The following is a 21,766-nucleotide window of genomic DNA, read 5'->3' as shown; positions in this document are numbered from 1 at the left end:
GACAAGGCTCCCGCCGACCGGCGCATTCCCGGCGCCCTGCCGGATGCGCCGACGGAGGTTTACCGACCGTCGCGCTCCTTACGGCCGGAGGCCGTCATCGCCTCCCGGGCAGAAGAGATGGCCCGATCCTTGCGGCAGATGTCATCCGGGCCACTCGATCCGAGGAGTCGGCGCGCTTGATCCTGATGACGTGACCCAGACAACCGAACTCCCCGCTTCCTCAGGCGGTGGATCCACGCCTCCCGGCGGCCGGTCGCGCGTCCACCGGGCCTGGTTCGTCGCCGCCGTCTCCTTCGTGACGATCATCGGTGCGGCCGGCTTCGCCTCCCTCCCCGGCCTGCTGATCGAGCCGTTGCACACGGAGTTCGGGTGGTCGCGGGGAACGATCGGCTTCGCGGTCTCCGTCAATCTGGCGCTCTACGGCCTCACCGCCCCCTTCGCCGCCGCCCTCATGGACCGCTTCGGCATGCGCAAGGTCGTCGCCTGCGCGCTGACCACGATCGCGGCCGGCGCCGGCCTGACCGTCTTCATGACGACGAGCTGGCAGCTCGTCCTGTGCTGGGGAGTGCTCGTCGGGCTGGGCAGCGGATCAATGGCGCTGGCCTTCGCCGCGACCGTCGCCCAGCGGTGGTTCGTGGCCCGCCGCGGTCTGGTCACCGGCATCCTCACGGCGGCCGGGGCGTCGGGACAGCTGGTCTTCCTGCCGCTGCTCTCCTGGATCGTCGAGCGACACGGCTGGCGGCCCGCCGCCGCGATCGTGGCCGCCGTCGCCCTCGCCGTCGTCCCCTTCGTCCTGCTGCTGATGCGCGACCACCCGGCGGACGCGGGCCTCGCGCCGTACGGCTCCACGACGTACGTACCGAAGCCGCTCCCCGTGGCCGGGGCAGCCCGCCGTGCGGTGACCGCACTGCTCAAAGCGGCTCGCACCGGTCCGTTCTGGCTGCTCGCCGGCACCTTCGCCATCTGTGGTGCCTCCACGAACGGGCTGGTCAAGACGCATTTCGTGCCCGCCGCCCACGACCACGGCATGCCGACGACAGCCGCCGCCGGCCTGCTCGCGGTGATCGGCGTCTTCGACGTCGTCGGCACCATCGCCTCCGGCTGGTTCACGGACCGCTTCGAGGCGCGCCGCCTGCTCGCCGTCTACTACGGGCTGCGCGGCATCTCCCTGATGTTCCTGCCGATGCTGCTGGCCCCGTCCGTCCATCCGCCGATGATCTTCTTCATCGTCTTCTACGGGCTCGACTGGGTCGCCACCGTCCCGCCCACCATCGCCCTGTGCCGCGAGCACTACGGCGACGACAGCGCGATCGTCTTCGGTTGGGTGCTCGCCTCCCACCAGGTGGGTGCGGCCCTGATCGCCTTCCTCGGCGGCGTGGCGCGTGACGTCTTCGGCTCGTACGACCTCGTCTGGTACGCCTCCGGCGCGCTGTGCGCGGTGGCGGCACTGATGGCCCTGATCATCCGTCGTCGGTCGACCGTGGTCGTGTCGCCCGGCTGACGGTCGTCGCCCAGGCGGGCAACACAGGGCCGAGAACGTTCTCGGGTCACTCGCGACGCAACCCTCCGGCCCCTGGGGGAATCTCTCTTGGGGAGAGGGGCGAACATGACACAGCAGGCAGAACCGGACGCGATACCGGACGACGCGACGACGGACGGTGCGCCCGAGGAGTCCCGTGGGGCCTCGCGGGACGCGGCGCGCGAGGACGGCTTCGGCGCGGCGTTCTGCGCGTCGATGGCCACCCTCTGTGTGGAGGCCGCCCTCGCCGGGACGATCGCCGTCCTCGTGCTCCTCTCCCGCGAGCACGACGGGCTGCCCGGCAATGCCTTCGTCATCGTCGCGGCGGTGCTGGTGGTCGCGCTCCTGACCGTATTGATCAGTGGCTTCGTCACGGCGGCCGCGGTGATGCCCACGCTGGCGCTGGCGCGCCGGGCCGCGCGACGCGCGGGGAGAGCCGAGGGTCCGCTGTGGGTCCTCGGGGCGGTCCCGGCCGTCTCGGCGGTGGCGGTCGCGGCGTTCGGCGGCGTGGCGGCCCTCGGGAGCCTCTCGCTCGCCCGGCCCTCGGCGTACCTCCTGTGGTGGGCCGCCCTCACCGTCGCCCTGATGCCCGGTGCCCTGCTCGCCCGGGCCGCCGCCCGGCGGCTCCGCGCGGGCCGCTCCGCGCGGACGGCCCGGCGGGTCGCGCGGTACGGCGGACTCGTCTGGCTCGTCACCGCGGCCCTCGGCGCGGGAGCGTACGGGACCGGCCTGGTGAGCGTGTACGAGCCGCCCCGACTGGAGAAGTCGGAGCTCGCGGGGATGTGGAGCGACGGCCGCGGCGGCAAGGTCGAACTCGCCCCCGACGGGGGCGCGACCGCGCGTGGGCTCGACAACTTCGTCTGGGACGGCATGGGCAAGGACAGGCCGACGGACTGCGACGGTTCGGGGACCTGGACGGCAGTGAAGGACGGCGGCACGGTCCAGGGCATCTCCTTGCGTATCCGCTCGTGCGAACTGTCCCGCGAGTGGAGCGTCAGCGGCACCGAGAAGGAGCCGCGGATCTTCCACGAGATCGGTAAGCCGGGTTCCGGCAAACGGTATGTGCTCAAGAAGGTCGCCCCACACGACAAGGGTGAGAAGTAACCGGAGCGTGCCGAGGTTTCAGGGGCTTCAGGCGCTGAACGAGCCGAAAGCGCCCCGGTGGAACAGCAGCGGCCCCGCGGCTGCCGCCTCCTCGTCCGTCCCGAGTGCCTCGACGCGTCCGACGATGATGAGGTGGTCCCCGCCCGTGTGCACGGCGTGGATCACGCAGTCGATCCACGCGGGTACGTCCGTGAGCCGAGGTGACCCGGTCACGGGCGATGGTTCATGAGGCACGCCCGCGAATTTGTCGGCCGTGCGCGAGCCGCTGATCGCGAAGGACCGGCAGAGCGCCCCCTGCCCGGCACCGAGGACGTTGACGCAGAAGACGCCCGCCCTGGCGATGCGGGGCCAGGTGGTGGACGTCCGGGCGACCATGAACGCCACCAGCGGCGGGTCGAGGGACAGCGACGAGAAGGACTGGCAGGCGAAACCGGCCGGCGGCTCTCCGTGCGCGCCCGGCGCGGTGACGACCGTGACGCCACTGGCGAAGTGGCCGAGGACGCGCCGGAACTCGTCCGGCGTCGGCGGAAGACGCTCGTCCGCCCGTACGGCCCGTAGCTCCGGCCGGGGCAGCGGATCGACAGGCCGCCCGGCGGAGGTCGGCGACCCCGTCGCTCGCAGATAACGCACGGCCGCGGCGGCCATCCCCGCGTGTCCCATCATGGACCCATTGAAACTGATGGCCCATCAGATAGGAAGCTTCGCGACGGCCGAGCGTGCCGGTCGGCTGTCCTACCGCCCCCGGAACGCGGGGCTGCGGCGCTGCGCGAAACTCGCCACCCCCTCGATCGCGTCCGCCGTTGTCATATTGATCTCCTGAGCGGCGGCCTCGGCCGCGAACGCGGCCGCGCGGTCACCGTCAAGGGAGGCGTTGACCAGATGTTTCGTCAGCGCGAGCGTGCGCGTCGGACCGGTCGCCAGCCGTGTCGCCCAGGACCTGGCCGTCGTGGCGAGCTCCGTTTCGGGCACCACCCGGTTGACCAGCCCCAGACGTTCCGCTTCGGCGGCGGTAAGGGCGTCACCGAAGAACAACAACTCCTTGGCCCGCTGCGGTCCCACCAGGCGCGGCAGCAGATACGCGCCGCCACCGTCGGGCACCAGGCCCCGCCGTACGAACACCTCGATGAATCGCGCGGACTCGGCCGCCAGCACCAGATCGCAGGCGAGGGCGAGATGCGCGCCGAGGCCCGCGGCCGTGCCGTTCACGGCGGCGATCACCGGCTTCTCACAGTCCAGCACCGCGCTGATCAGCCGCTGCGCCCCGCGTCGGATGGTGCGGGCCACGTCGCCCGGCACGCGCTGGGCGGGGGCGGTGGAGGCGGTGCGCAGATCGGCGCCGGCGCAGAATCCCTTGCCGGTGGCGGTGATGACCACGGCTCGGACGCCGGGGTCGGCGGAGTCCTGATCGAGCAAGAAAATAAGACGTTCGCGCTGGTCAGGGGTGATGGCATTGAGTGCGTCGGGCCGATTGAGGGTGATCCAGGCGACGCCGTTGTCAGTGGTGTGCAGTACCAATGAGTCAACGGATTCGGCGAGTTCGACGGATCCGGCGGGCTCGACAGGTGACTCATGGGGGGAGACGGTCATGGGGGAACTCCTTGTTCTGCGGGCGGCCGCGCGCGGCCCGGCGGCGGGCGACGGGGGCTCAGCGGCAGAAGGCGAGCGCGTCGAGGGCCACGGCGCCCTGTCCCCGCTCCAGTACCAGCAGTGGATTGATCTCCAGCTCGGCGAGGGTGTCGCCCAGCTCCAGCGCCATCCGCTGCACGCGCAGGACGGTCTCGACGAGCGCGTCGACATCGGCCGGGGGAGCCCCCCGGACGCCGCTGAGCAGGGCATGGCCGCGCAGCTCGCCCAGCATCGCGCGCGCGTCGCCCTCGCCGAAGGGCGGGACGCGTACGGCCGTGTCGTGCAGGGCCTCCACGAGCACCCCGCCCAGGCCCACCGTCACGGTGGGGCCGAAAAGGCTGTCGGGTGTGATGCCCAGGATGGTCTCGACACCGCGTCCGACCAGCTGGCAGACCAGGATGCCGTCCAGCGGCAGCCCTTCGTAGCGCGCGATGTCGGTCAGCTCGCGATAGGCGTCACGCACCTGGCTGGCGGACGTCAGCCCGATCTTCACGAGGCCGAGTTCGGTCTTGTGGGTGAGCTGCGGACCCGAGGCCTTCATCACCACGGGGTAGCCGACCTGGGCGGCCGCGCGTACGGCCGCTGCGGCGCTGGTCACCAGCTGTTCGCGGGGGACGCGTATGCCGTACGCGCGCAGCAGCTGCTTCGCCGCGTGCTCGCTGAGCTGTTCGCCCGGGCGCATCAGCGCCTGTGCCTTGCGTGCCGAGGGGGAGAGGGTCCGCGGAGCGTCGTCGAAGGGGGAGCGGTAATCGGCGACGAAGCGGTGGTGGTCGAGATAGGCGCGGACGGCGGTGACGCAATTGGAGAAGGTGCGGAAGGTGGCGACGCGGGAGGACCCGAGCAGGGTGGTGCGATAGGCGTCCTCGGTGCCCACGGGCGAGCCCCACACCACGCACACCAACTTGTCCGTCTCCTCCGCCGCGGCCACCAGGTCCTGTGCGAGCCGGTCGCTCATGGGCGGGAAGGGGCCGGTGATCGGGCAGACGAGGACGCCGACGGACGGGTCGGCGAGGATGGCGTCGATGATCCGCCGGCCACGCCAGTCCCCGACGGGGTGGCCGCCGTTGTCGATGGGGTTCGCGACGCTCAGGTACTCCGGTATCCACTCGTGGAGCTCGCGCTGCTTCCCGGCGGAGAGGGTGGGGAGCTCCAGGCCGGCCGCCGTGGCCAGGTCGGCGAAGTGGGCCCCTGTGCCGCCGGAGATCGAATAGACGGCGACACCGGTGGCCCGGGGCGGGCGGGCACGGGCGAGCAGGGCCGAGGTGTCCTGGAGTTCGTCGAGGCCGTCGACGCGGATCACGCCGAACTGCCGCATGGCCGCGTCCACGACCTCGTCCGCCCCGGTCAGCTTGCCGGTGTGGGAGGCGGCCGTGCGGGCACCGGTCTCGGTGCGGCCGACCTTGACGGCGACGACGGGCACCCGGTGGCGGGCCGCGCGGTCGGCGGCGAGCAGGAAGGCGCGGCCGTCCTTGATCCCTTCCATATACGCGGCGATGGCCCCGACCTCGGGCCGGGTGGCGAAGTAGGAGATGAAGTCGGCGCACTCCAGATCCGCTTCGTTGCCCGTCGGGGCCCAGTGCGAGAGCCGGATGCCGAGCTCCTGGAGGGCGAAGACGGGGCGGCCCTGGTGGCCTGACTGGGTGATCAACGCGATGGCGGGACCGTCGAGATCGGTGCGGAAGCGCTCGAAGGCGTTGAGGTTGGTGTTCGGTCCGAGCAGCCGGATCCCGGAGGCCCGGACGGCGGCGGTGAGCCGGGCCTGGGCGGCGGCGCCCTCGGCCCCGGTCTCGGCGAAGCCGGAGGCGAAGGCCACGGCGAATGCGACCTTCGCGCCGGAGAGTTCCCCGATGAGAGGCGTGGGGTCGCCGACGAGCAGAACGGCGACGTCGATCTGCTCGGGCACCTCACCGATGGACGGATGGCAGGTGAGGCCGAAGACGGTTCTGCGGGTGGGGTGCACGGGGTGGACGCGGGCACCGACGCGCTCGGACCAGGCGATGAGCTGCCGGGTTATCCCGGTGTTCGGGCGGCCCTCGGCGTCGGACGCGCCGATGACGGCCACGGTCCGGGGACGGAAGAACCGGTCCAGGTCGGGGACGGCCGACTGCAGTGGCCGGCCGCTGACGTCCACGTCCTCGGCGGCGTCGGCCAGGCCGTGGACGGCGGGGCGGGGGCGTTCGCCGCAGGCCACGACGCGGGCGGTGCGGGAGGTGGTGGTGAGGGTGCCGTGAGTCGATCCAAGCATCGTTCTCGCCCACTCCTGTCCATGACCGATAGGCTGACGTACAGTCAGGCTACTCACCTGATGGACCGTCAGGAATGGTGTGACCGCAGCCAAAAGGGAGGGCGCCCCTTTGAGCTCGATGCCTCAACCCTCCGGCGCGACACCACGTTTCGACGTGCCCGAGGCCGACGCCTTCACCCGCCCCTACTGGGAAGCGGCCGCCGAAGGGCGGTTGCTGATACGCCGCTGCCGCGCCGTGGAGTGCGCCCGTCCGCACCACTGTCCGCGTGAGTTCTGCCCGTACTGCTGGAGCGAGGACGTCGAGTGGGAGGAGGCGAGCGGCCGCGCCACGCTGTACACCTGGTCCGTCGTCCACCGGAACGACCTGCCGCCCTTCGGTGAACGGCTGCCCTATGTCGCCGCCGTGGTGGACCTCGCCGAAGGGCCCCGCATGATGACGGAGGTCGTCGACTGCCCGGAGACGGGGCTGAGGATCGGTATGCGCCTGCGGGTCCGCTTCCGCTCGTACGGTGAACCCGCCGTGTCCGTCCCGGTGTTCGGCCCGTACTGACGCGGGCGCTCAGGGCCAGAGGAGTTCCCTGACCCAGGAGCCGTCATCGGCGCGGCGGTAGACGAGACGTACGTGCCGGCGTTGCGCGTCCCCTTGGAAGAACTCGACCTCGTCGGCTTCCAGCACGTACAGCGTCCAGGTGTCGACAGGTGCGTCGGGCTCCCGGTGGGCCCGCTCCCATGCCGCGTCCGAGGCCTGTGCCAGGTCCGAGAGAGAGGCCAGGGTCTCGCTCTGGTGTCCCACCAGCGCGGCGGCCAGGGCGCCCGTCGACCGCTTGGCCAGATCGGCCCGGCTCTCCGCCGCGCCCGCCGCCGTCACGGTGCCCCGCACACGGACCTGCCGGCCGGCCGCCGCCCAGTAGAAGCCCAGCGCCGCCTGGGGGCGTACCGCCAGGTCCCGCCCCTTGTGGCTCGTCCGGTGGGTGGCGAAGTGCCAGCCCCGTTCGTCCGCGTCGTGCAGCATCACGGTCCGGACGGACGGCCGCCCGTCCGCGTCCGCGGTGGCGAGGGACATGGTGTGCGGCTCGGGGGCGCCCGCCTCGGCCGCCTCGCGCAGCCACTGCTGGAAGAGGGGCAGCGGGTCGGCGGGCGCGGAGCCCGGGTCGAACCGCGGGAGCTCGGTGTCCCACACGCGCAGGGAACGCAGGAGCTCCCGGAAGGACTCCTGCCGGCTGTCGTCCGCATGGCTGCTCATGAGTCCATCCAACCCGGCCGTGTGCCGCACGGCCCCGCTTGCCGGGGCGTGTCGGCCTCGGGTCAGTCCCGGCCCAGGACCACGGTGCCCGACGAGCAGAACCAGCCGCCCGTCCCCGAGGCGACGGCGAGCCGGGGGAGCCGGCCGTCGTCCTTGCGCACCTGGCGGCCCGCCTCCGCCTCGCCGCGCAGCTGCCGTACGGCCTCGACCAGCAGGAACAGGCCGCGCATGCCGGGGTGGCAGGCGGAGAGGCCGCCACCGTCGGTATTGACCGGCAGTTCGCCGCCGGTCAGCAGGCGTCCTCCGGCCACGAAGGCACCGCCCTCGCCCTTCGCGCAGAAACCGAGGTCCTCCAGCGTCACCAGCGTCATATAGGTGAAGGCGTCGTACAGCTCCGCCACCTCGATGTCCCGAGGGGTGACCCCCGCCCGCTCGAACGCCAGCCGTCCCGAGACGGCCGCCGGGGACACCGTGAAGTCGGCCCACTCGGACATCGTCGTATGGGAGACCGCCGTACCGGCCCCCAGGACCCACACGGGAGGCTTCGCTGTGTCCGCCACGTACTCCTCCGCCGCCAGCAACACCGCGCAGCCGCCGTCCGACCGTATGCAGCAGTGGAGTGCGGTGAAGGGGTCGGCGATCATCGGTCCGCCGAGGACGTCGTCGACCGTGATCGGATCGCGGTACATGGCCAGAGGATTGTGGGCGGCGTTGGCGCGGGTTTGAACGGCGACGTCGGCAAACTGTTCGAGGGTGGTGCCGTACTGGTGCATATGGCGGCGGGCCGCCATGGCGTATTTGGCGACGAGGGTGTGCCCGTACGGCACCTCGAACTGCGCGGGTCCTCGCGTGCCGAAGGACAGGTTCGCTCTGCGGCGGCCCGCCTTGAGATCCGCGCGGGCGGTGGAGCCGTAGACCAGGAGCACCGCGTTCGCGTGGCCCGCGGCGATCGCGTCGGCCGCGTGGGCGGCCATGACCTCCCAGGTCGAGCCGCCGACGCCGGTCGAGTCCACCCAGGTGGGCCGCAGCCCCAGATACTCGCCGACCTCCAAAGGGGCGAGCGTGCCGAGCCCGGCCGAGGCGAGGCCGTCGATCACCCCTTTGTCGAGACCCGAGTCGGCGAGGGCCCGGCGGGCGGCCTGGGCGTGCAGGGCGTAGGGCGTGGCTGTGTCGACGCGGCCGCAGTCCGAGAGGGCGACGCCGACGACGGCGACCTTGCGGGTTCCGGGACTCATGGATCTGACGGTACATCAGTAGGGGGCTGGGAAAGTGCGGTTGGGCTGCCTAATATGACGCCCCGTCAGTCAGGGGAGGAGCTCGCCGATGGACGCCTCGCTGAGCGAGGAGCAGCACCGGATCAGGCGCACTCTGCGTGAACTGCTGCTCAAACGCTGTGGCCCGGACGACGTCAAGGCCGCGGTGCGCACCGGGACCGGCTACGACGGGAGTCTGTGGCGCTGCCTCGCGGAACAGCTGGGGCTGCCCGGGCTGGCGGTGGAGGGACAGTACGGGGGCGTGGGGTGCGGACCGACCGAGCTGGCGCTGGCGAGCGAGGAGACCGGCCGGGCGCTGCTGCCGTCGCCGCTGCTGGCCACGGCGGGCCTGGTGGCGCCCCTGGTGGCGGCCCTGGGCACGTCCCGGCAGCGCGCGGAGCTGCTGCCAGGGCTCGCTGCCGGGCAGCTGACGGCGGCGCTCGTGGTCCCGGGTTGCACGCTGCCGGCGGCCCTCGGGCTCACCGGGCCGAACGACGGCGCGTGGTCCGGTGGCGGCCGGGCGGGTGGTGTGCAGGCGCGGCCGGTGGACGGTGGCCGGAGCTGGTGGCTGTACGGCGAGGCCCGGCAGGTCCTCGACGGACACAGTGCCGGCCTGCTGCTCGTCGCGGCACACGCCGGCGGGTACGCGCGCAGCCGCACCCTGCTGTTCGTCGTGCGGCCGCGGGACGCGCGCGGTGTGGTCCGGACGCGGCAGACCGCCTTGGACGAGACCCGGCCGCAGGCCCGGATCGAGCTGCGGGACACGGAGGCCGAGCTGCTGGGCGCGGCCCCGGACTCCGCCCCCGCGCTCGCTGACGATGTGTGCGGTGCCCTGGCCGCCGTGGGCGAGCGCGTGGCGGCCGTGCTGGCGGCCGAAGCGGTGGGTGCGGCGGAACGGGCGCTGGAGCGGACGGTGGAGTACGCGCGCGTGCGGGAACAGTTCGGCAGGCCGATCGGGTCGTTCCAGGCGGTCAAGCACCGCCTGGCGGACCTCTACGTGGCGGTGCAGGCGGCACGTTCGGCGGCGTACTACGCCGCGTGGGCCGTGGGCCGCGAACCGGAGGCCGAGACCCGCCCGGGGCGGGGCCAGGGGCGGCCCCAGGCGCCGCCCGCCGCCGTTTCGCCGCCGGGGCACGACAGCGCCCGGGTCGCTGCCGGGCTCGCACTGGCCCAAGCGCTGGAAACGGCACGGATTGTGGCGGGAGAAGCCGTCCAACTGCATGGAGGTATCGGCGTGACGTGGGAACACGATGTGCAGCTGTACTTCAAGCGGGCCGCGTCGGACGAGCTGCTCTTCGGGCCCGTGCACCGGCTGCGGGACCACGCGGCGCGGACGGCGGGGCTGTTTGGCGCGGGTGCGGGCCGGGAAGCGGTGGCGCTGTGACGTCCGCGGTGGAACGCCTCGTGCAGAAGTTGTCCTCGAGCAGCGCGTTCGCCCGGGTCGCGCCGCACTTCGTGCCCGCGCTCGACCGGACCCTGCACCGGCTGACCGGCGGGAAGGTCCTGCTCAGCGCCCAGATGCTGCCGAGTCTCCTGCTGACGGCCAGGGGTGCGAAGAGCGGGCTGCCCCGGCGGACGCCGCTCGCCTGTATGCCCGAGGGCGACGGTCCCGGCAGCTGGATCCTGATCGGCAGCAACTTCGGCCGTCCCGGCCATCCCCACTGGACGGCGAATCTTCTGGCACACCCGGACGCGGAGATCAGCTGGAAGCGGCGGGACATCGCCGTACGGGCGCGGCTGTTGCGCGGGGCGGAGCGGGAGGCCGCATGGGCGGCGGTGGTGAAGTTCTGGCCTCCGTACGCGCGTTATCAGGCGCGTGTGGAGCGGGAGATCCGGCTCTTCCGGCTGGAACGGAGGTAGCCGCGCGACATCGCGAGCGGTGCGCGGGAGGTGACGTCCACTGTCGGATCGCGCCGCGGCGGGCCGCCCGGAGCCGAGCCCCAGGTGGCCCGCCGCTGCGATGACAGGACGTGCGAGGCGCGCTACGGCGCTACTTGGTCGGCTTCTTGCCCGTGATGCCGAGGTGGACGAGCAGGGCGAGGTTGGGCTTGAGTTCGGCCTGCTTGACGCCCCAACTCTGGAAGCCCTTCTGGTGCGAGGCCACCGCGGCGAGCATCGCGACGAGCGAACCGGCGACGGCCGCCGGGCTGACGTCCTTGTCCACCTTGCCCTTGGACTGGAGTTCCTTGACCGAGTCCGTGAGGGAGTTGGTGACGGCGTTGAGGATCTTCATGCGGATCTTGTAGAACCGCTTGTCGCCCTCGGCCGCGCCCAGATCGACGACGCGCAGGATGGCATCGTGCTTGCGCCAGAAGCCGAGGAAGCCGTCGACGAGTTCTTCGGCGGCCTGCCAGCCGGACTTCCCGACCCACGAACGCCCGGCGACGAGTTCGGTGAGGGTCGCGCCCTCCTTCGCCATCTCCTCGGCGATCTCGAGGACGGCGCCCTCGACGTCGGGGAAGTACTGGTAGAAGGTCGCGGGAGAAGTGCCGGCCTTACGGGCGACGTCGATGACCTTGACGTCGCGATAGGGCGAGGAGCTGAGCATTTCGCTGAGGCAGTCGAGCAGCTTCTGCCGCGTCGCCTGTCCGCGTCGTCCGGCCACCCGGCCGTCGACGGTGCGTACTTGTCCTGTCATGCCGTCAGCTTACCGAGGGGTGATCGGAGCGCGATTCGGCCGCATGCAAATGGGGGCGGGGGTCCGGGACCGGGTGTACCCCCTGATCAGGGGGGTTGTGGGGGTCGCGGGGAAGACCGGAGCGGATTGGCCCGTACCGGTGAATCCTCTTATCAACAGGCTGTGGACAACGATGTCGAGCGGCACTGCCCCACGGTTATCCACAGGCCGCGCGGGATCCATGATCCCCCTATAGCGTGGCAGTCGTAACACCTCGGGAACGGGCATGGAAGGAGCCGACCCATGAGCACGGACTCGGACGCATTCCCGGAAGGCGTGCCGTGCTGGGCGGACGTCACTCTGCCGGACCTCGAAGCGGGCAAGCGCTTCTACGGTGAGCTCCTCGGCTGGAGCTTCGACGTCGGCACCGCCCGGTTCGGCTACTACACGCAGGCCTCCCGCGACGGGAAGAAGGTCGCGGCCCTGGTGCCCAAGACCGACGGCCGGATGCCGACGGCCTGGGGTGTCTACTTCTCCGCGTCCGACGCGGTGGCCACGGCCGCCCGGATCGAGGCCGCGGGCGGCCGGATCATCGTCGGGCCGATGGGCATAGCCGACTTCGGCAGGATGGTGGTGGCCGCGGACCCGGACGGCGCGGTCTTCGGCGTCTGGCAGGCGGGCAGCCACCACGGCTTCGAGCTGCGCGGGGAGCCCGGTTCCTACGGCTGGACCGAGGTGTACACCCGCGACCCGAAGTCGGTCGACGCCTTCTACGAAGCGGTCTTCGGCTTCACCTCGACGGATCTGAGCGAAGAGGCGGGCATGGAGTTCGCCATGTGGACACCCGCCGGGAAACCGGCCGCCCCGGAGCATGCTGTAGGGGGCCGGGCCGTCCTCGACGACAGCATCCCGGCGGAGATGCCCGCGCACTTCCTGACGTACTTCGTGGTCGACGGCTGCGACGCGGCGGCACACGCGGCGGTCGGCCTGGGCGGGCGGATACTGCGCGAGCCGCAGGACACGCCCTACGGACGCTTCGCCGTGCTGGCCGACGACCAAGGGGCGAGCTTCGCCGTCATCGACCTCTCACAGGCGCCGCGGGGATAGCGGAACGACGGCCCACGGGCCGGTGCGAGCAGCGGGGACAGGAGCGACCGGGACAACGGGGAGACAACGGGGAGGGGTGCGGGACGGGACGTTCCGCATGTGGCGGAGACACGGCGAAGCGTGCCCCGGGTTCGCAACCGTGGCCTTCGCCAGGAAGAATCAGGTTGCGTACCCCGGGATAATTCGCGGTGATGCGCTGCACGGGGCTGGAACCCTTCAAGCCCCCACGGGGAGGTGGCAGGCCAGTGGTGGAGCAGCTTACGCAGCACGACCCGAGACGGATCGGCCCGTTCGAGGTGCTCGGCCGACTCGGTGCCGGCGGCATGGGGCTGGTCTATCTCGCCCGCTCGGCGTCCGGCCGACGGGTCGCGATCAAGACGGTGCGCACGGAGCTCGCGGAGGACCAGCTCTTCCGGGTGCGTTTCACCCGTGAGGTGGAGGCGGCCCGCGCGGTCAGCGGCTTCTACACCGCCGCCGTCGTCGACGCCGACCCACGGGCGGCCGTGCCATGGCTGGCCACCGCATACGTGCCCGCCCCCTCGCTCGAGGAAATAATCAATGAGTGCGGGCCGCTCCCGGCCCAGGCGGTGCGCTGGCTGGCGGCCGGCGTCGCGGAGGCGCTCCAGTCCATCCACGGCGCGGGGCTCGTGCACCGCGACCTCAAGCCGTCGAACGTACTGGTCGTGGAGGACGGGCCGCGGGTCATCGACTTCGGAATCGCCTCCGGGGTGTCCAACACCCGGCTGACGATGACCAACGTGGCGGTCGGCACCCCCGCGTACATGTCACCCGAGCAGGCGCGGGACTCCCGGAGCGTGACGGGCGCCAGCGACATCTTCTCGCTGGGCTCGACGCTGGTCTTCGCGGCGACCGGGCACGCGCCCTTCCACGGCGCGAACCCGGTGGAGACCGTCTTCATGCTGCTCCGCGAGGGCCCCGACCTCGGCGGGCTGCCGGACGAGCTGCGGCCGCTCATCGACTCGTGCATGCAGATGACGGCCGACCACCGGCCGAGCCCCGCGGACCTGCAGTCGCAGCTGGCCCCGCATCTCTTCGCCTCCGGCGGCGGTGACGACAGCGGCACCGCGTCGGCCTGGCTGCCGGACAACGCCGTCTCCCTGATCGAGCAGCGCCGGGCCGGGCACCGGCCCGCTGCGGCGGGCGCGGGGGCCAGGAGCGCCAGGAGCCGCCCCAGCGCCCCGCCGCGGCCTCCGCAGCCGCCGACCCCGGCGCCCGGCCCCGCCGCGTCGTACGACCCGCAGGGCGGGCACGCGAGGAGCGGCCCGGGCTGGGGCGAGGGGCACGCGGCAGGCGCCGGTGCCGTCGGCGCCGCCTCCGGCCGGTCCGGCATGGTCGGCGCGCGTGACCCGCGCGGTGGCCTGGGCGGCCCGCACGTGGCCGCCGCCGGCGGACCCGTCGGCGCACAGGGCCGGCACGCCGCCGCGCCCGTCGCGTCCGGCCCCGACGGTGCCGTACGGCTCCCGGGCTCGCAGGTGCCGATCGGCCCCGGCCCCCGCGTCGCCGACGCGCGCGAGTCGCAGGCCCAGACGGGCACCGGGCCCGCGACCGGCTGGGTGCGTCCCCCGGCCGGGGCGCCCGCCGCCGTGCCCGTGCAGAATCCGGCGCCCACGCCGGACACCGGAGCGAACACCCAGGGCGAGCCGGGGCGTTGGCGGCCCTGGCGGTTCCGGATGTCCAACGACGTCTGGGGCACCCCGACGGTCGCCGGCGACCTGCTGTACGTCACGTCCTTCGAGGTGCACGCCCTCGATGTGGCCAGCGGTCGGCGGCAGTTCAAGACCCGGGACGTCGCCTGGGCGATGGCCGTCGCGGACGGCCGCATCCATGCCTCGGACGGGCCGACGCTGTACGCGCTGGACGCCACCGACGGCGCCGAGCACTGGCGGCTGGCGACCGACGGCTGGGTCTACTCCCTCAAGGCCGACCGCGGGACGATCGTCACCGGTACGCGCGGCGGGGGCGTGCAGGCGTGGGAAGCCGCCAACGGCGAATTGCTGTGGGAGGCGGGCGGTCTCCAGACCGACTTCGAGACGCCCGACTGCGGGCCGTTCGTGCAGGACGGCACGGTGTACGTGTGGGCCGACGCCCGCCTGAAGGCCCTCGAGGCCCGTACGGGCGCGGAGCGCTGGTCGTACCCGATCGGCGACGCCGCCTCGTGCGGTGGTGTGCCGGTGCGCTTGCTGACGGCCCCGGACGGGGTCGTGTACGTCGCGGCCGGTACGCGCGTGCTCGCGATCGACGTGGCCCGCGGGGACGTGCGCTGGCGGTTCGAGGCGCCGGCGGTCTTCCTCAGCCCGCCCGCCTTCGCGCCCGGGCCCGCCGTGACGGGCGGCGGCGTCTACATCGCCGACTACCTGGGCACGGTGTACGCCCTGGACGCGGCGACCGGCCGGGACCGCTGGCGCATCGCGACGGAGGCCCGCCAGTCGACGGAGCCGGTGCTCGTGGCGGCCGGATCCGTGCACCTGGGCAGCGGTGGGGCGCTCTACACCCTGGACGCCGTCACCGGCACGCCCAAGTGGCGCTTCGCCGCCGGCGGCGATGTCGTGGGTGCCCCGGTCGTCGCCGACGGCCGGGTCCACTTCGGCTCCGCCGACCACTGTCTGTACACGGTCGACGCGGCGGGCGGGCAGCTCCGCTGGAAGCTGGCGACGGGCGGCGAGATCACGGGCTCACCGGTGGCGACGGGGGGCGTGGTCTACGCGTGCAGCAAGGACCGCTGCGTCTACGCCCTGGACGCGGCCAAGGGCACGGGTCTGTCCCGCCGCTGAGCCCCCTGGTGGGCCGGGCCGCCGGGCCCGCCGCCAGGACGTCGTCGGATGTCCGGACCGGCACGTCACCGGGTGTCGGGAGGCGGTGCGGGCCAAGGAGGCGGGGTGACCGACGGCGGGGCGGGGAGAGGCTGGGTGTCGTAGGGCTCCTGCGCGTCGTCGTAGGGCCCGGGCGGGCGCGTGCCGCTCGCGTCGCCGTACGGGTCGTACCCGCCGAGTGGGGGCTCGGGAATCGGGTCGTACGCGCCGGGCGGCGGCTCGGGGATCGGGGCGGGCGCGAAGGCGTCGGCGTGACGGGGACGGCGGCCGGGCATGACGAGGGCGGCCAGGAGCAGCGCGGCACCGCCGACGGCGGCCGTGGCCACGCCGGTGTTCAGCCCCTCGCCGCGGGCCCCCACCGTGAGGGAGCCCGCCGCCTGGCCCTGCCGGACGGCCCACAGCACCGTGAGGGCGAGGACCACCAGGCCCGTCAGGCCGACGAGCAGCCGTGACCGCAGCACCAGCCCCATCAGCGTCACGAGTGCCGTGATCAGCATCGGGGCCAGCAGCGAGCTGACCAACCGGGCGTGGTCCCCGGTGACACCGTCGGCGCGGAAGAGATCCACGACGAGGTAGTCCTTCCCCCGCCGGTCGCCGTACCAGGGGCGGAAGGGGCTCCAGACGATGGCCACCACGCCGGCGAGCGCCACCAGGGAACCGATCGCGTTGCGCAACGTCGCCATGGCACGACGCTACGTCCGGGCCGTGGCCCCCGCCATCCGCGGCGCCGCCCGTGGCCGTCCGGCGCTCAGCGCAGGCGGTACTCCCGGTCCCGGGCGGCGAAGAGCCCCGCCTGGTGGTCCGGCGGCAGATTGCCCAGGGAGATCAGGTGCGGTGCCAGCGCGAGCGCCCGTTCGCGTGCGGCCTCCTTCGCCGCCCACACGGCCCGCACGGTGCCCTGCACCGCCTCGGTCGGGTAGGACGCGATGACGGCGGCGGCGCGCAGGGCCGCGGTGACCGCCCCGCCGGGCGGAGTCAGTTCGGAGACCAGGCCGATCTCGTACGCGCGGCGCGCGGAGAGCCGCTCCGCGGTGCCCATCAGCGCCAACCGGGCCGCTTCGCCGAAGGGCATGCGCTGGGCCATGAAGATCGATTCGTAGGCGCTGACCATGCCGTACGAGGTGTGCGGGTCGAAGAACGTGGCGTTCTCCGACGCCACGACGAACTCGGCCTCGCCGAGCAGGTAGAACGCCCCGCCGCAGGCCATGCCGCCGACCGCGGCGACGACCGGCTTCCACAGGTCGGCGGCCTTGGGGCCGATCGTCAGCAGCGGGTCGTCCAGGCAGTACGGGGAGGACGGCTGCGGGACGTGGGCCGCGCGGTCGAGGCCCGTGCAGAACGCGCGGTCCCCGGCGCCGGTGAGCACGACCGCCCGTACGGTGCCGTCATGGCGGAGATCGCGCCACAGGGCGCTCAGCCGGGCAGCCGTCTCGAGGTCGATGGCGTTGTGCCGCTCGGGCCGGTCGAGGGTCACGAGGGTGACGCCGTCCCCGGCGTCTTCCGTGCGCACGGTCATGGGCGCTCCAGCAGCCAGCGGGGCACGCTGACGCCCTCCGCCAGCTCGGTGAAGGCGACGACGACAGGGACGCCGATGCGCAGCCGGGCCGGGTCGACGGAGTCCAGTGCCGCGTCGGGGGCGGCCACCAGATTGCCGACGAGACGGATGCGCGGATCGTCGGCCAGCTCGACGACGATGACGTTGTACGGGGCCTGGTCGGCGTAGTGGGGCAGCAGGGGCGGGTAGGGCCGAACGAACGACCAGATGCGGCCGCGGCCGCTCGTCACACGCCACTCGCTGTCGAACGACTGGCAGCGCGGGCAGCACGGGCGGGGCGGGAAACGCGGCTCATGGCACCCGGCGCAGAACTGAACGCGCAGCTCACCGCGGGCGGCGAACTCCCAGAAGGGCGCGCCGTCCTCGTCCGGCACGGGCAGCAGCGGCCCGTTGTCAGTGGTGCCCTTCATGATGGAGGACATGAGCACTCAACTCCTCAGCAGAAGTGCCGAAGTGGGGACTCCCTCGCCTGCCGTGACCAGGCACGTCGAGGCGTCGGGGACCTGCGCGGTGGAGCTGCCGCGGAGTTGTCGGACGCCCTCGTTGATGAGGTTGAAGCCATGGACGTAGGCCTCGCTGAGCCCGCCGCCCGCCGTGTTGATCGGGAGCCGGCCGCCGATTTCCAGCGCACCGCCTTCGGAGAAGGCCGCGCCCTCTCCGCGGCCGCAGAAGCCGTAGCCCTCCAGGGAGAGCGGTATGAGCGCGGTGAAGGCGTCGTAGATCTGCGCGACGTCCACGTGCTGCGGGCCGAAGTCGGCGTTCTTCCACAAGTGGCGGGCGGCGGTCCAGGAGGGGCCGGTCAGCGGGTCGTCGGTCCAGTAGTTGACCATGCCGTGGTGCTGGGCGGGCAGGCCCTGGGCCGCGGCGTGGACGTACACGGGGCGGCGGCGGCAGTCGCGGGCGCGTTGCGCGGAGACGACCACGCAGGCCAGGGCGCCGTCCGTCTCCAGGCAGTTGTCGAAGAGACAGAGCGGTTCGCTGATCCAGCGCGATCCCATGTACATCTCGCGGGTCAGCGGTCGCTCGTACATCATCGCCGCCGGGTTCTGGTTGGCGCGGTTGCGGCAGGCCAGTGCGACGTTGAAGAGATGGTCGCGGGTGGCGCCGTATTCGTGCATATAGCGGCGGGTGAGCATCGCGATCTCGTCGGCGGGTCTCAGCAGACCGTACGGCCGGGTCCACTGGCCCGGGGTGGGCAGCTGGGTCCGGGTGTTGCGCCACGGCCGCGGGCCGGAACCGCGCTTGCGGGAGCGCCAGGCGACGCCGACGGTCGCCTGTCCGGTGGCGACGGCGAGGGCCAGATGCGCGATGGTCGCGCAGGAGCCGCCGCCTCCGTAGCCGACCTGCGAGAAGAAGGTGACGTCGCCCGCGCCGATGGCCTTGGCGATCTCCACCTCGTCGGTCTCCTCCATCGTGTAGGAGGCGAAGGCGTCGACCTCGGAGGGCCGGATGCCCGCGTCGTCGAGCGCGGCGACGATCGCGCGGCAGGCCAAGGTCTTCTCAGAGGCGTGGAGTTGCTTGGCGAAGGGGGTCTGCCCTATGCCGACGATCGCAGTAGCGTCCTTGAGCGTTGCCGCCATCGCCACCTCCGTGCTGTCGGTGTGCACACTGCTGACAGCGCGGAAGGGTATCGCTAATCTGACGAAGAGTCAGCTATGGGGCCGGGTGGCCGGCCGGTCGGGCCGCCGCCCGCCCGAGGGGCCACCCCGGCTCGTTCCGGGGGAGGGCATGCGATGCGCGGCGATCTGGAATTCACCTCCATACCCCTGCTGGTCCGCACGGCCGCCCGGCGGTACGCCGACCGGGAGGCCGTGGTCGAGGGCCGGACCCGGCTCAGCTACCGGCGGCTCGGGGAGCGCGTCGAGCGGGCGGCCGCCGCGTGCCTCGCCGCCGGTGTCGAGCGCGGCGACCGCGTCGCGATCTGGGCCCCCAACACCCTGGACTGGGTCGTCTCCGCCCTGGGCGCCGTCACGGCCGGCGCGGTCCTCGTCCCCGTCAACACGCGCTTCAAGGGCGCCGAGGCTGCTCGGGTGCTGGCGCGCACCCGCGCCCGGATGCTGTTCATCACCGGCACCTTCCTCGGCACCTCCTACGTCGCCGCACTGCGTGCCGCCGCCGGTGGCCCGACGGAGGGCGGAAAGGGCGGCCCGCTGTCCGGTCTGCCGGATCTGCGCGATGTCGTCGTCCTGGCAGAGGACGCGCCGGCGGACTTCCGCACCTGGAAGGAGTTTCTCGCCGCGGGCGGGGCGGTACCCGGTTCGGTCGTCCGGGCCCGGGCCGACGCCATCGGGACGGAGGACCCCTCCGACATCATCTTCACGTCCGGCACCACGGGCGAGCCCAAGGGAGCGGTCGTCACCCACGCGCAGACGCTGCGGACCTTCGGCGTCTGGAGCGAGCTGGCCGGGCTGGTGGAAGGGGACCGCTATCTGATCGTCAACCCCTTCTTCCACACCTTCGGTTACAAGGCGGGTGTCATCGCGAGCATCATGCGCGGCGCGACGATGGTCCCGCAGCCGGTCTTCACGGCGGACGCGGTGCTGGCCAACATCGCGGCCGAGCGCATCTCCGTGCTGCCCGGCCCGCCCACCCTGCACCAGTCGCTGCTCGACCATCCGGCCCGGCGGGCACACGACCTGTCGCCCCTGCGGCTGGTGGTGACGGGAGCGGCCGTCGTGCCCCGCCGTCTGGTCGACCGGTTGCGTGCCGAGCTGAAAATCACGACCGTGCTGACCGCCTACGGCATGAGCGAGGCGACCGGCGTGGTGACGATGTGCCGACGGGGCGACCCGGCCGAGGTCATCGCCGGGACGTCGGGCCGGGCCATCCCGGACACCGAGGTCAAGGTGGTGGGGCCCGACGGTGCGGCGCTGCCGCCCGGTGAGCCCGGCGAGATCCTCGTGCGGGGGTACCAGGTCATGAGCGGTTACTTCGAGGATCCGGAAGCCACCGCTCAGGCCGTCGACCCCGCCGGCTGGCTGCACACCGGCGACATCGGCGTCCTGGATGCCGGGGGAAACCTCCAGGTCACCGACCGGCTCAAGGACATGTTCATCGTCGGCGGCTTCAATGTGTACCCGGCCGAGGTCGAGCAGTCGCTGGCCCGGCACCCGCGGATCGCGGAGGTCGCCGTCGTGGGAATCCCCGACGAGCGCCTCGGCGAGGTGGGCAAGGCATTCGTGGTGCTGCGCGACGACGACGCCTTGGCGCCGGCGTCGGGCGAGGCGGCCGGGGAGGAGCTCACGGCCGCTGCGTTGATCGCCTGGGCCCGTCGGCAGATGGCCAATTACAAGGTCCCGCGCGAGGTCGAATTCGTCACCGGGCTACCCCGCAACGCCTCGGGGAAGGTCCTCAAGGGGCAGTTGCGGGAGCGCGGCGGGCCCACGGGAGCGGCACACACGCCGGAAGGTCCGGGCACGGGCGCGTAGTGCGCACCTTGGCCTGATGTCGCACCCCACGCAGGGTCCCTTGAAGGGGAGGGCGGGAGGGCGCGGTCGGGCGGACGTACTACCCCGTCCGGTCCCTGTGTCGACCGGGCGGAGCCGCGATGTTCCTGACCGGCCGCGCCTCCCGCGGGGCGCGCCCCTTCGCCGATGCCGGGCGCTTCGTGCGCCTGCCCGCCCGGAGCGACCGCCCGACAGGCCGGAACCGGACGGGCTGGAACCGGACGGGCCGGAACCGGGTCGGCCGGCGGCCTTACAGCCTTACCGGATCGACGTGGACGGGCGCGCGTCAGCCCAGTCGGACGTCGGTGGTGTGGTCGTCGGAGCCCCCGGTGGTGTGGTCGTCCTGCGGGCCGTTGCCCGCCGGCGACTGCAGGGCCAGCACGCCGCGCCCCTGGGAGGTGGTGTGGTCGTCGGCCGCGGCCGGCAGGGCGGCGACGGCCACACCGACCGCCGCGAGGGCGAATATGGCGAAGGCCTTCTTGGTACGGGTCATCGTGCGCGTCATGGTGACTCCTCTGCTGGGGGTGGCTGTGCACTTCTCAGTGAACGTATCGGCGGGGAAGCGGGCATACGCGGTTTTGGGCCGGAAAGCAGTGCCTCCGGGGCCTGTTGGGCATCCGCGCCACAGTGGGCGGCCCGCGAGGTCGTGGCTTCGCGGCGTACGGGCGTGGGCGGTGTGATGGGCACCGGCCCACGTACGCCCGTACGCCGCGGGGGCGACAACGCCGCAGGGGCCCGCGTCGACGGCTCCCCCTCCGTGCCGTCGACGCCGGCCCCTGTCGGTCCCCCGTTGTCCCCCGTGCTGCGTCCCCCCGGTGGACCTCGATCCCCCGTGCTCCCCCGTGTTTCCCCCGTGGTCCACCGGGAGGGACTGCTGATCGGCCGGGAGTTCCGCATGCCCCCCCGGGTCGGGATTCCCGGCCGATCAGATGCGCTCGATCAGATGCGCTCGATTCAGAAAGGCTTCTCGGTCGTGGCGTGATCGTCCTGCACCACGAACGGAGGCTTACCCGTCGCGTGATCGTCCAGCGGCGCGGCGAGCGTGCCGCCGGTGGCGTGATCGTCCTGCGGTGTGGCTATGACGGGCTTGAGCGTCTTCTTCTTGTCGTCGCTCATGGCGATCAACTCCGTTGGTCAGTGCGAGTCGTTTGGTGTGATGGGGATTGCGTAACCCGCCCGGCGACTCCCCCGAGGACCGCCGGACGGGCATAAGGGCTGTT

Annotated in this window: 20 protein-coding genes; 8 read left to right on the top strand and 12 right to left on the bottom strand. The window is 72.6% G+C overall.

Annotated features, from left to right (window positions below; all coding sequences use genetic code 11):
• Window positions 1–190: 190 nt before the first annotated feature.
• Together AB8O64_RS15610 and AB8O64_RS15605 are read left to right on the top strand one after the other, a co-directional pair.
• A complete protein-coding gene (locus tag AB8O64_RS15610; RefSeq protein ID WP_370419720.1) occupies window positions 191–1,501 on the top strand; it encodes an MFS transporter in 1,311 nt (436 codons plus the stop codon).
• A 105-nt stretch (window positions 1,502–1,606) separates the two neighbouring features.
• Window positions 1,607–2,623 carry a hypothetical protein gene (locus tag AB8O64_RS15605; protein ID WP_370419719.1) on the top strand — a complete coding sequence of 339 codons (1,017 nt, stop codon included), beginning with the start codon at window positions 1,607–1,609 and terminating at the stop codon, window positions 2,621–2,623.
• Window positions 2,624–2,650: 27 nt separating this feature from the next.
• On the opposite strand, the gene AB8O64_RS15600 is transcribed toward AB8O64_RS15605, so the two are convergent.
• From AB8O64_RS15600 to AB8O64_RS15590, 3 genes are all read right to left on the bottom strand, one after another.
• Complete coding sequence (locus tag AB8O64_RS15600; protein ID WP_370419718.1) at window positions 2,651–3,286, bottom strand: flavin reductase family protein; 636 nt, start codon at window positions 3,284–3,286, stop codon at window positions 2,651–2,653.
• Between the two features lie 69 nt (window positions 3,287–3,355).
• Window positions 3,356–4,210 (bottom strand): enoyl-CoA hydratase/isomerase family protein, encoded by an 855-nt coding sequence (locus AB8O64_RS15595; RefSeq protein ID WP_370419717.1) that lies wholly within the window; start codon window positions 4,208–4,210, stop codon window positions 3,356–3,358.
• A gap of 58 nt (window positions 4,211–4,268) precedes the next feature.
• Entirely contained in the window at window positions 4,269–6,494 is a 2,226-nt protein-coding gene (locus tag AB8O64_RS15590; RefSeq protein WP_370419716.1) for an acetate--CoA ligase family protein, read from the bottom strand.
• Window positions 6,495–6,612: 118 nt separating this feature from the next.
• Here AB8O64_RS15590 and AB8O64_RS15585 point away from each other — a divergent pair, with 118 nt between their 5' ends.
• Entirely contained in the window at window positions 6,613–7,044 is a 432-nt protein-coding gene (locus tag AB8O64_RS15585) for a Zn-ribbon domain-containing OB-fold protein (RefSeq protein WP_370423874.1), read from the top strand.
• A gap of 9 nt (window positions 7,045–7,053) precedes the next feature.
• On the opposite strand, the gene AB8O64_RS15580 is transcribed toward AB8O64_RS15585, so the two are convergent.
• Window positions 7,054–7,737 carry a pyridoxal 5'-phosphate synthase gene (locus AB8O64_RS15580; protein WP_370419715.1) on the bottom strand — a complete coding sequence of 228 codons (684 nt, stop codon included), beginning with the start codon at window positions 7,735–7,737 and terminating at the stop codon, window positions 7,054–7,056.
• Window positions 7,738–7,799: 62 nt separating this feature from the next.
• Entirely contained in the window at window positions 7,800–8,972 is a 1,173-nt protein-coding gene (locus AB8O64_RS15575; RefSeq protein ID WP_370419714.1) for an acetyl-CoA acetyltransferase, read from the bottom strand.
• A gap of 88 nt (window positions 8,973–9,060) precedes the next feature.
• Between AB8O64_RS15575 and AB8O64_RS15570 the strand changes: the two genes are divergently transcribed.
• Together AB8O64_RS15570 and AB8O64_RS15565 are read left to right on the top strand one after the other, a co-directional pair.
• Entirely contained in the window at window positions 9,061–10,374 is a 1,314-nt protein-coding gene (locus tag AB8O64_RS15570) for an acyl-CoA dehydrogenase family protein (RefSeq protein WP_370419713.1), read from the top strand.
• Between the two features lie 20 nt (window positions 10,375–10,394).
• Entirely contained in the window at window positions 10,395–10,850 is a 456-nt protein-coding gene (locus tag AB8O64_RS15565) for a nitroreductase family deazaflavin-dependent oxidoreductase (RefSeq protein WP_370419712.1), read from the top strand.
• 130 nt (window positions 10,851–10,980) lie between these two features.
• Here AB8O64_RS15565 and AB8O64_RS15560 read toward each other — a convergent pair whose 3' ends face one another.
• On the bottom strand, window positions 10,981–11,628 hold the full coding sequence (locus AB8O64_RS15560; RefSeq protein ID WP_184733958.1) for a TetR family transcriptional regulator: 648 nt from the start codon (window positions 11,626–11,628) through the stop codon (window positions 10,981–10,983).
• A gap of 282 nt (window positions 11,629–11,910) precedes the next feature.
• Here AB8O64_RS15560 and AB8O64_RS15555 point away from each other — a divergent pair, with 282 nt between their 5' ends.
• Together AB8O64_RS15555 and AB8O64_RS15550 are read left to right on the top strand one after the other, a co-directional pair.
• The gene (locus AB8O64_RS15555; RefSeq protein WP_370419711.1) at window positions 11,911–12,714 is read left to right on the top strand and encodes a VOC family protein; all 804 of its coding nucleotides are present in this window, start codon (window positions 11,911–11,913) and stop codon (window positions 12,712–12,714) included.
• Between the two features lie 245 nt (window positions 12,715–12,959).
• Window positions 12,960–15,506 carry a PQQ-binding-like beta-propeller repeat protein gene (locus AB8O64_RS15550; protein WP_370419710.1) on the top strand — a complete coding sequence of 849 codons (2,547 nt, stop codon included), beginning with the start codon at window positions 12,960–12,962 and terminating at the stop codon, window positions 15,504–15,506.
• Between the two features lie 65 nt (window positions 15,507–15,571).
• Here the strand turns inward: AB8O64_RS15550 and AB8O64_RS15545 are convergent, their stop codons facing one another.
• From AB8O64_RS15545 to AB8O64_RS15530, 4 genes are all read right to left on the bottom strand, one after another.
• Window positions 15,572–16,228, bottom strand: a complete 657-nt coding sequence (locus AB8O64_RS15545) for a hypothetical protein (protein ID WP_370419709.1) — start codon at window positions 16,226–16,228, stop codon at window positions 15,572–15,574.
• A 65-nt stretch (window positions 16,229–16,293) separates the two neighbouring features.
• Window positions 16,294–17,061: an enoyl-CoA hydratase/isomerase family protein gene (locus AB8O64_RS15540; RefSeq protein WP_370419708.1), complete on the bottom strand. Its 768-nt coding sequence runs from the start codon at window positions 17,059–17,061 to the stop codon at window positions 16,294–16,296.
• On the bottom strand, window positions 17,058–17,522 hold the full coding sequence (locus AB8O64_RS15535) for a Zn-ribbon domain-containing OB-fold protein (protein WP_370419707.1): 465 nt from the start codon (window positions 17,520–17,522) through the stop codon (window positions 17,058–17,060). The genes AB8O64_RS15540 and AB8O64_RS15535 overlap by 4 nt, the downstream gene beginning before the upstream one ends.
• A 6-nt stretch (window positions 17,523–17,528) precedes the next feature.
• Window positions 17,529–18,680: a lipid-transfer protein gene (locus AB8O64_RS15530; protein WP_370419706.1), complete on the bottom strand. Its 1,152-nt coding sequence runs from the start codon at window positions 18,678–18,680 to the stop codon at window positions 17,529–17,531.
• A gap of 153 nt (window positions 18,681–18,833) precedes the next feature.
• Between AB8O64_RS15530 and AB8O64_RS15525 the strand changes: the two genes are divergently transcribed.
• Window positions 18,834–20,528, top strand: coding sequence for a FadD3 family acyl-CoA ligase (locus AB8O64_RS15525; protein WP_370419705.1), 1,695 nt, complete (start codon window positions 18,834–18,836; stop codon window positions 20,526–20,528).
• 304 nt (window positions 20,529–20,832) lie between these two features.
• Here the strand turns inward: AB8O64_RS15525 and AB8O64_RS15520 are convergent, their stop codons facing one another.
• Window positions 20,833–21,051, bottom strand: coding sequence for a hypothetical protein (locus AB8O64_RS15520; protein ID WP_370419704.1), 219 nt, complete (start codon window positions 21,049–21,051; stop codon window positions 20,833–20,835).
• 449 nt (window positions 21,052–21,500) lie between these two features.
• Entirely contained in the window at window positions 21,501–21,662 is a 162-nt protein-coding gene (locus AB8O64_RS15515; protein ID WP_362217637.1) for a hypothetical protein, read from the bottom strand.
• Between the last annotated feature and the right edge of the window lie 104 nt (window positions 21,663–21,766).

Source organism: Streptomyces sp. QH1-20 (assembly GCF_041283565.1).
GTDB classification, from domain to species: Bacteria; Actinomycetota; Actinomycetes; order Streptomycetales; family Streptomycetaceae; genus Streptomyces; species Streptomyces syringius.
This window is presented reverse-complemented; position numbering and strand designations above follow the sequence as displayed.

Coding starts and splice junctions, on each gene's coding strand:
- AB8O64_RS15520 (WP_370419704.1), bottom strand. CDS start 21,051: ATGACGCGCACGATGACCCGTACCAAGAAGGCCTTCGCCATATTCGCC.
- AB8O64_RS15540 (WP_370419708.1), bottom strand. CDS start 17,061: ATGACCGTGCGCACGGAAGACGCCGGGGACGGCGTCACCCTCGTGACC.
- AB8O64_RS15605 (WP_370419719.1), top strand. CDS start 1,607: ATGACACAGCAGGCAGAACCGGACGCGATACCGGACGACGCGACGACG.
- AB8O64_RS15580 (WP_370419715.1), bottom strand. CDS start 7,737: ATGAGCAGCCATGCGGACGACAGCCGGCAGGAGTCCTTCCGGGAGCTC.
- AB8O64_RS15600 (WP_370419718.1), bottom strand. CDS start 3,286: ATGATGGGACACGCGGGGATGGCCGCCGCGGCCGTGCGTTATCTGCGA.
- AB8O64_RS15530 (WP_370419706.1), bottom strand. CDS start 18,680: ATGGCGGCAACGCTCAAGGACGCTACTGCGATCGTCGGCATAGGGCAG.
- AB8O64_RS15585 (WP_370423874.1), top strand. CDS start 6,613: ATGCCTCAACCCTCCGGCGCGACACCACGTTTCGACGTGCCCGAGGCC.
- AB8O64_RS15525 (WP_370419705.1), top strand. CDS start 18,834: ATGCGCGGCGATCTGGAATTCACCTCCATACCCCTGCTGGTCCGCACG.
- AB8O64_RS15555 (WP_370419711.1), top strand. CDS start 11,911: ATGAGCACGGACTCGGACGCATTCCCGGAAGGCGTGCCGTGCTGGGCG.
- AB8O64_RS15515 (WP_362217637.1), bottom strand. CDS start 21,662: ATGAGCGACGACAAGAAGAAGACGCTCAAGCCCGTCATAGCCACACCG.
- AB8O64_RS15590 (WP_370419716.1), bottom strand. CDS start 6,494: ATGCTTGGATCGACTCACGGCACCCTCACCACCACCTCCCGCACCGCC.
- AB8O64_RS15560 (WP_184733958.1), bottom strand. CDS start 11,628: ATGACAGGACAAGTACGCACCGTCGACGGCCGGGTGGCCGGACGACGC.
- AB8O64_RS15570 (WP_370419713.1), top strand. CDS start 9,061: ATGGACGCCTCGCTGAGCGAGGAGCAGCACCGGATCAGGCGCACTCTG.
- AB8O64_RS15535 (WP_370419707.1), bottom strand. CDS start 17,522: ATGTCCTCCATCATGAAGGGCACCACTGACAACGGGCCGCTGCTGCCC.
- AB8O64_RS15575 (WP_370419714.1), bottom strand. CDS start 8,972: ATGAGTCCCGGAACCCGCAAGGTCGCCGTCGTCGGCGTCGCCCTCTCG.
- AB8O64_RS15595 (WP_370419717.1), bottom strand. CDS start 4,210: ATGACCGTCTCCCCCCATGAGTCACCTGTCGAGCCCGCCGGATCCGTC.
- AB8O64_RS15545 (WP_370419709.1), bottom strand. CDS start 16,228: ATGGCGACGTTGCGCAACGCGATCGGTTCCCTGGTGGCGCTCGCCGGC.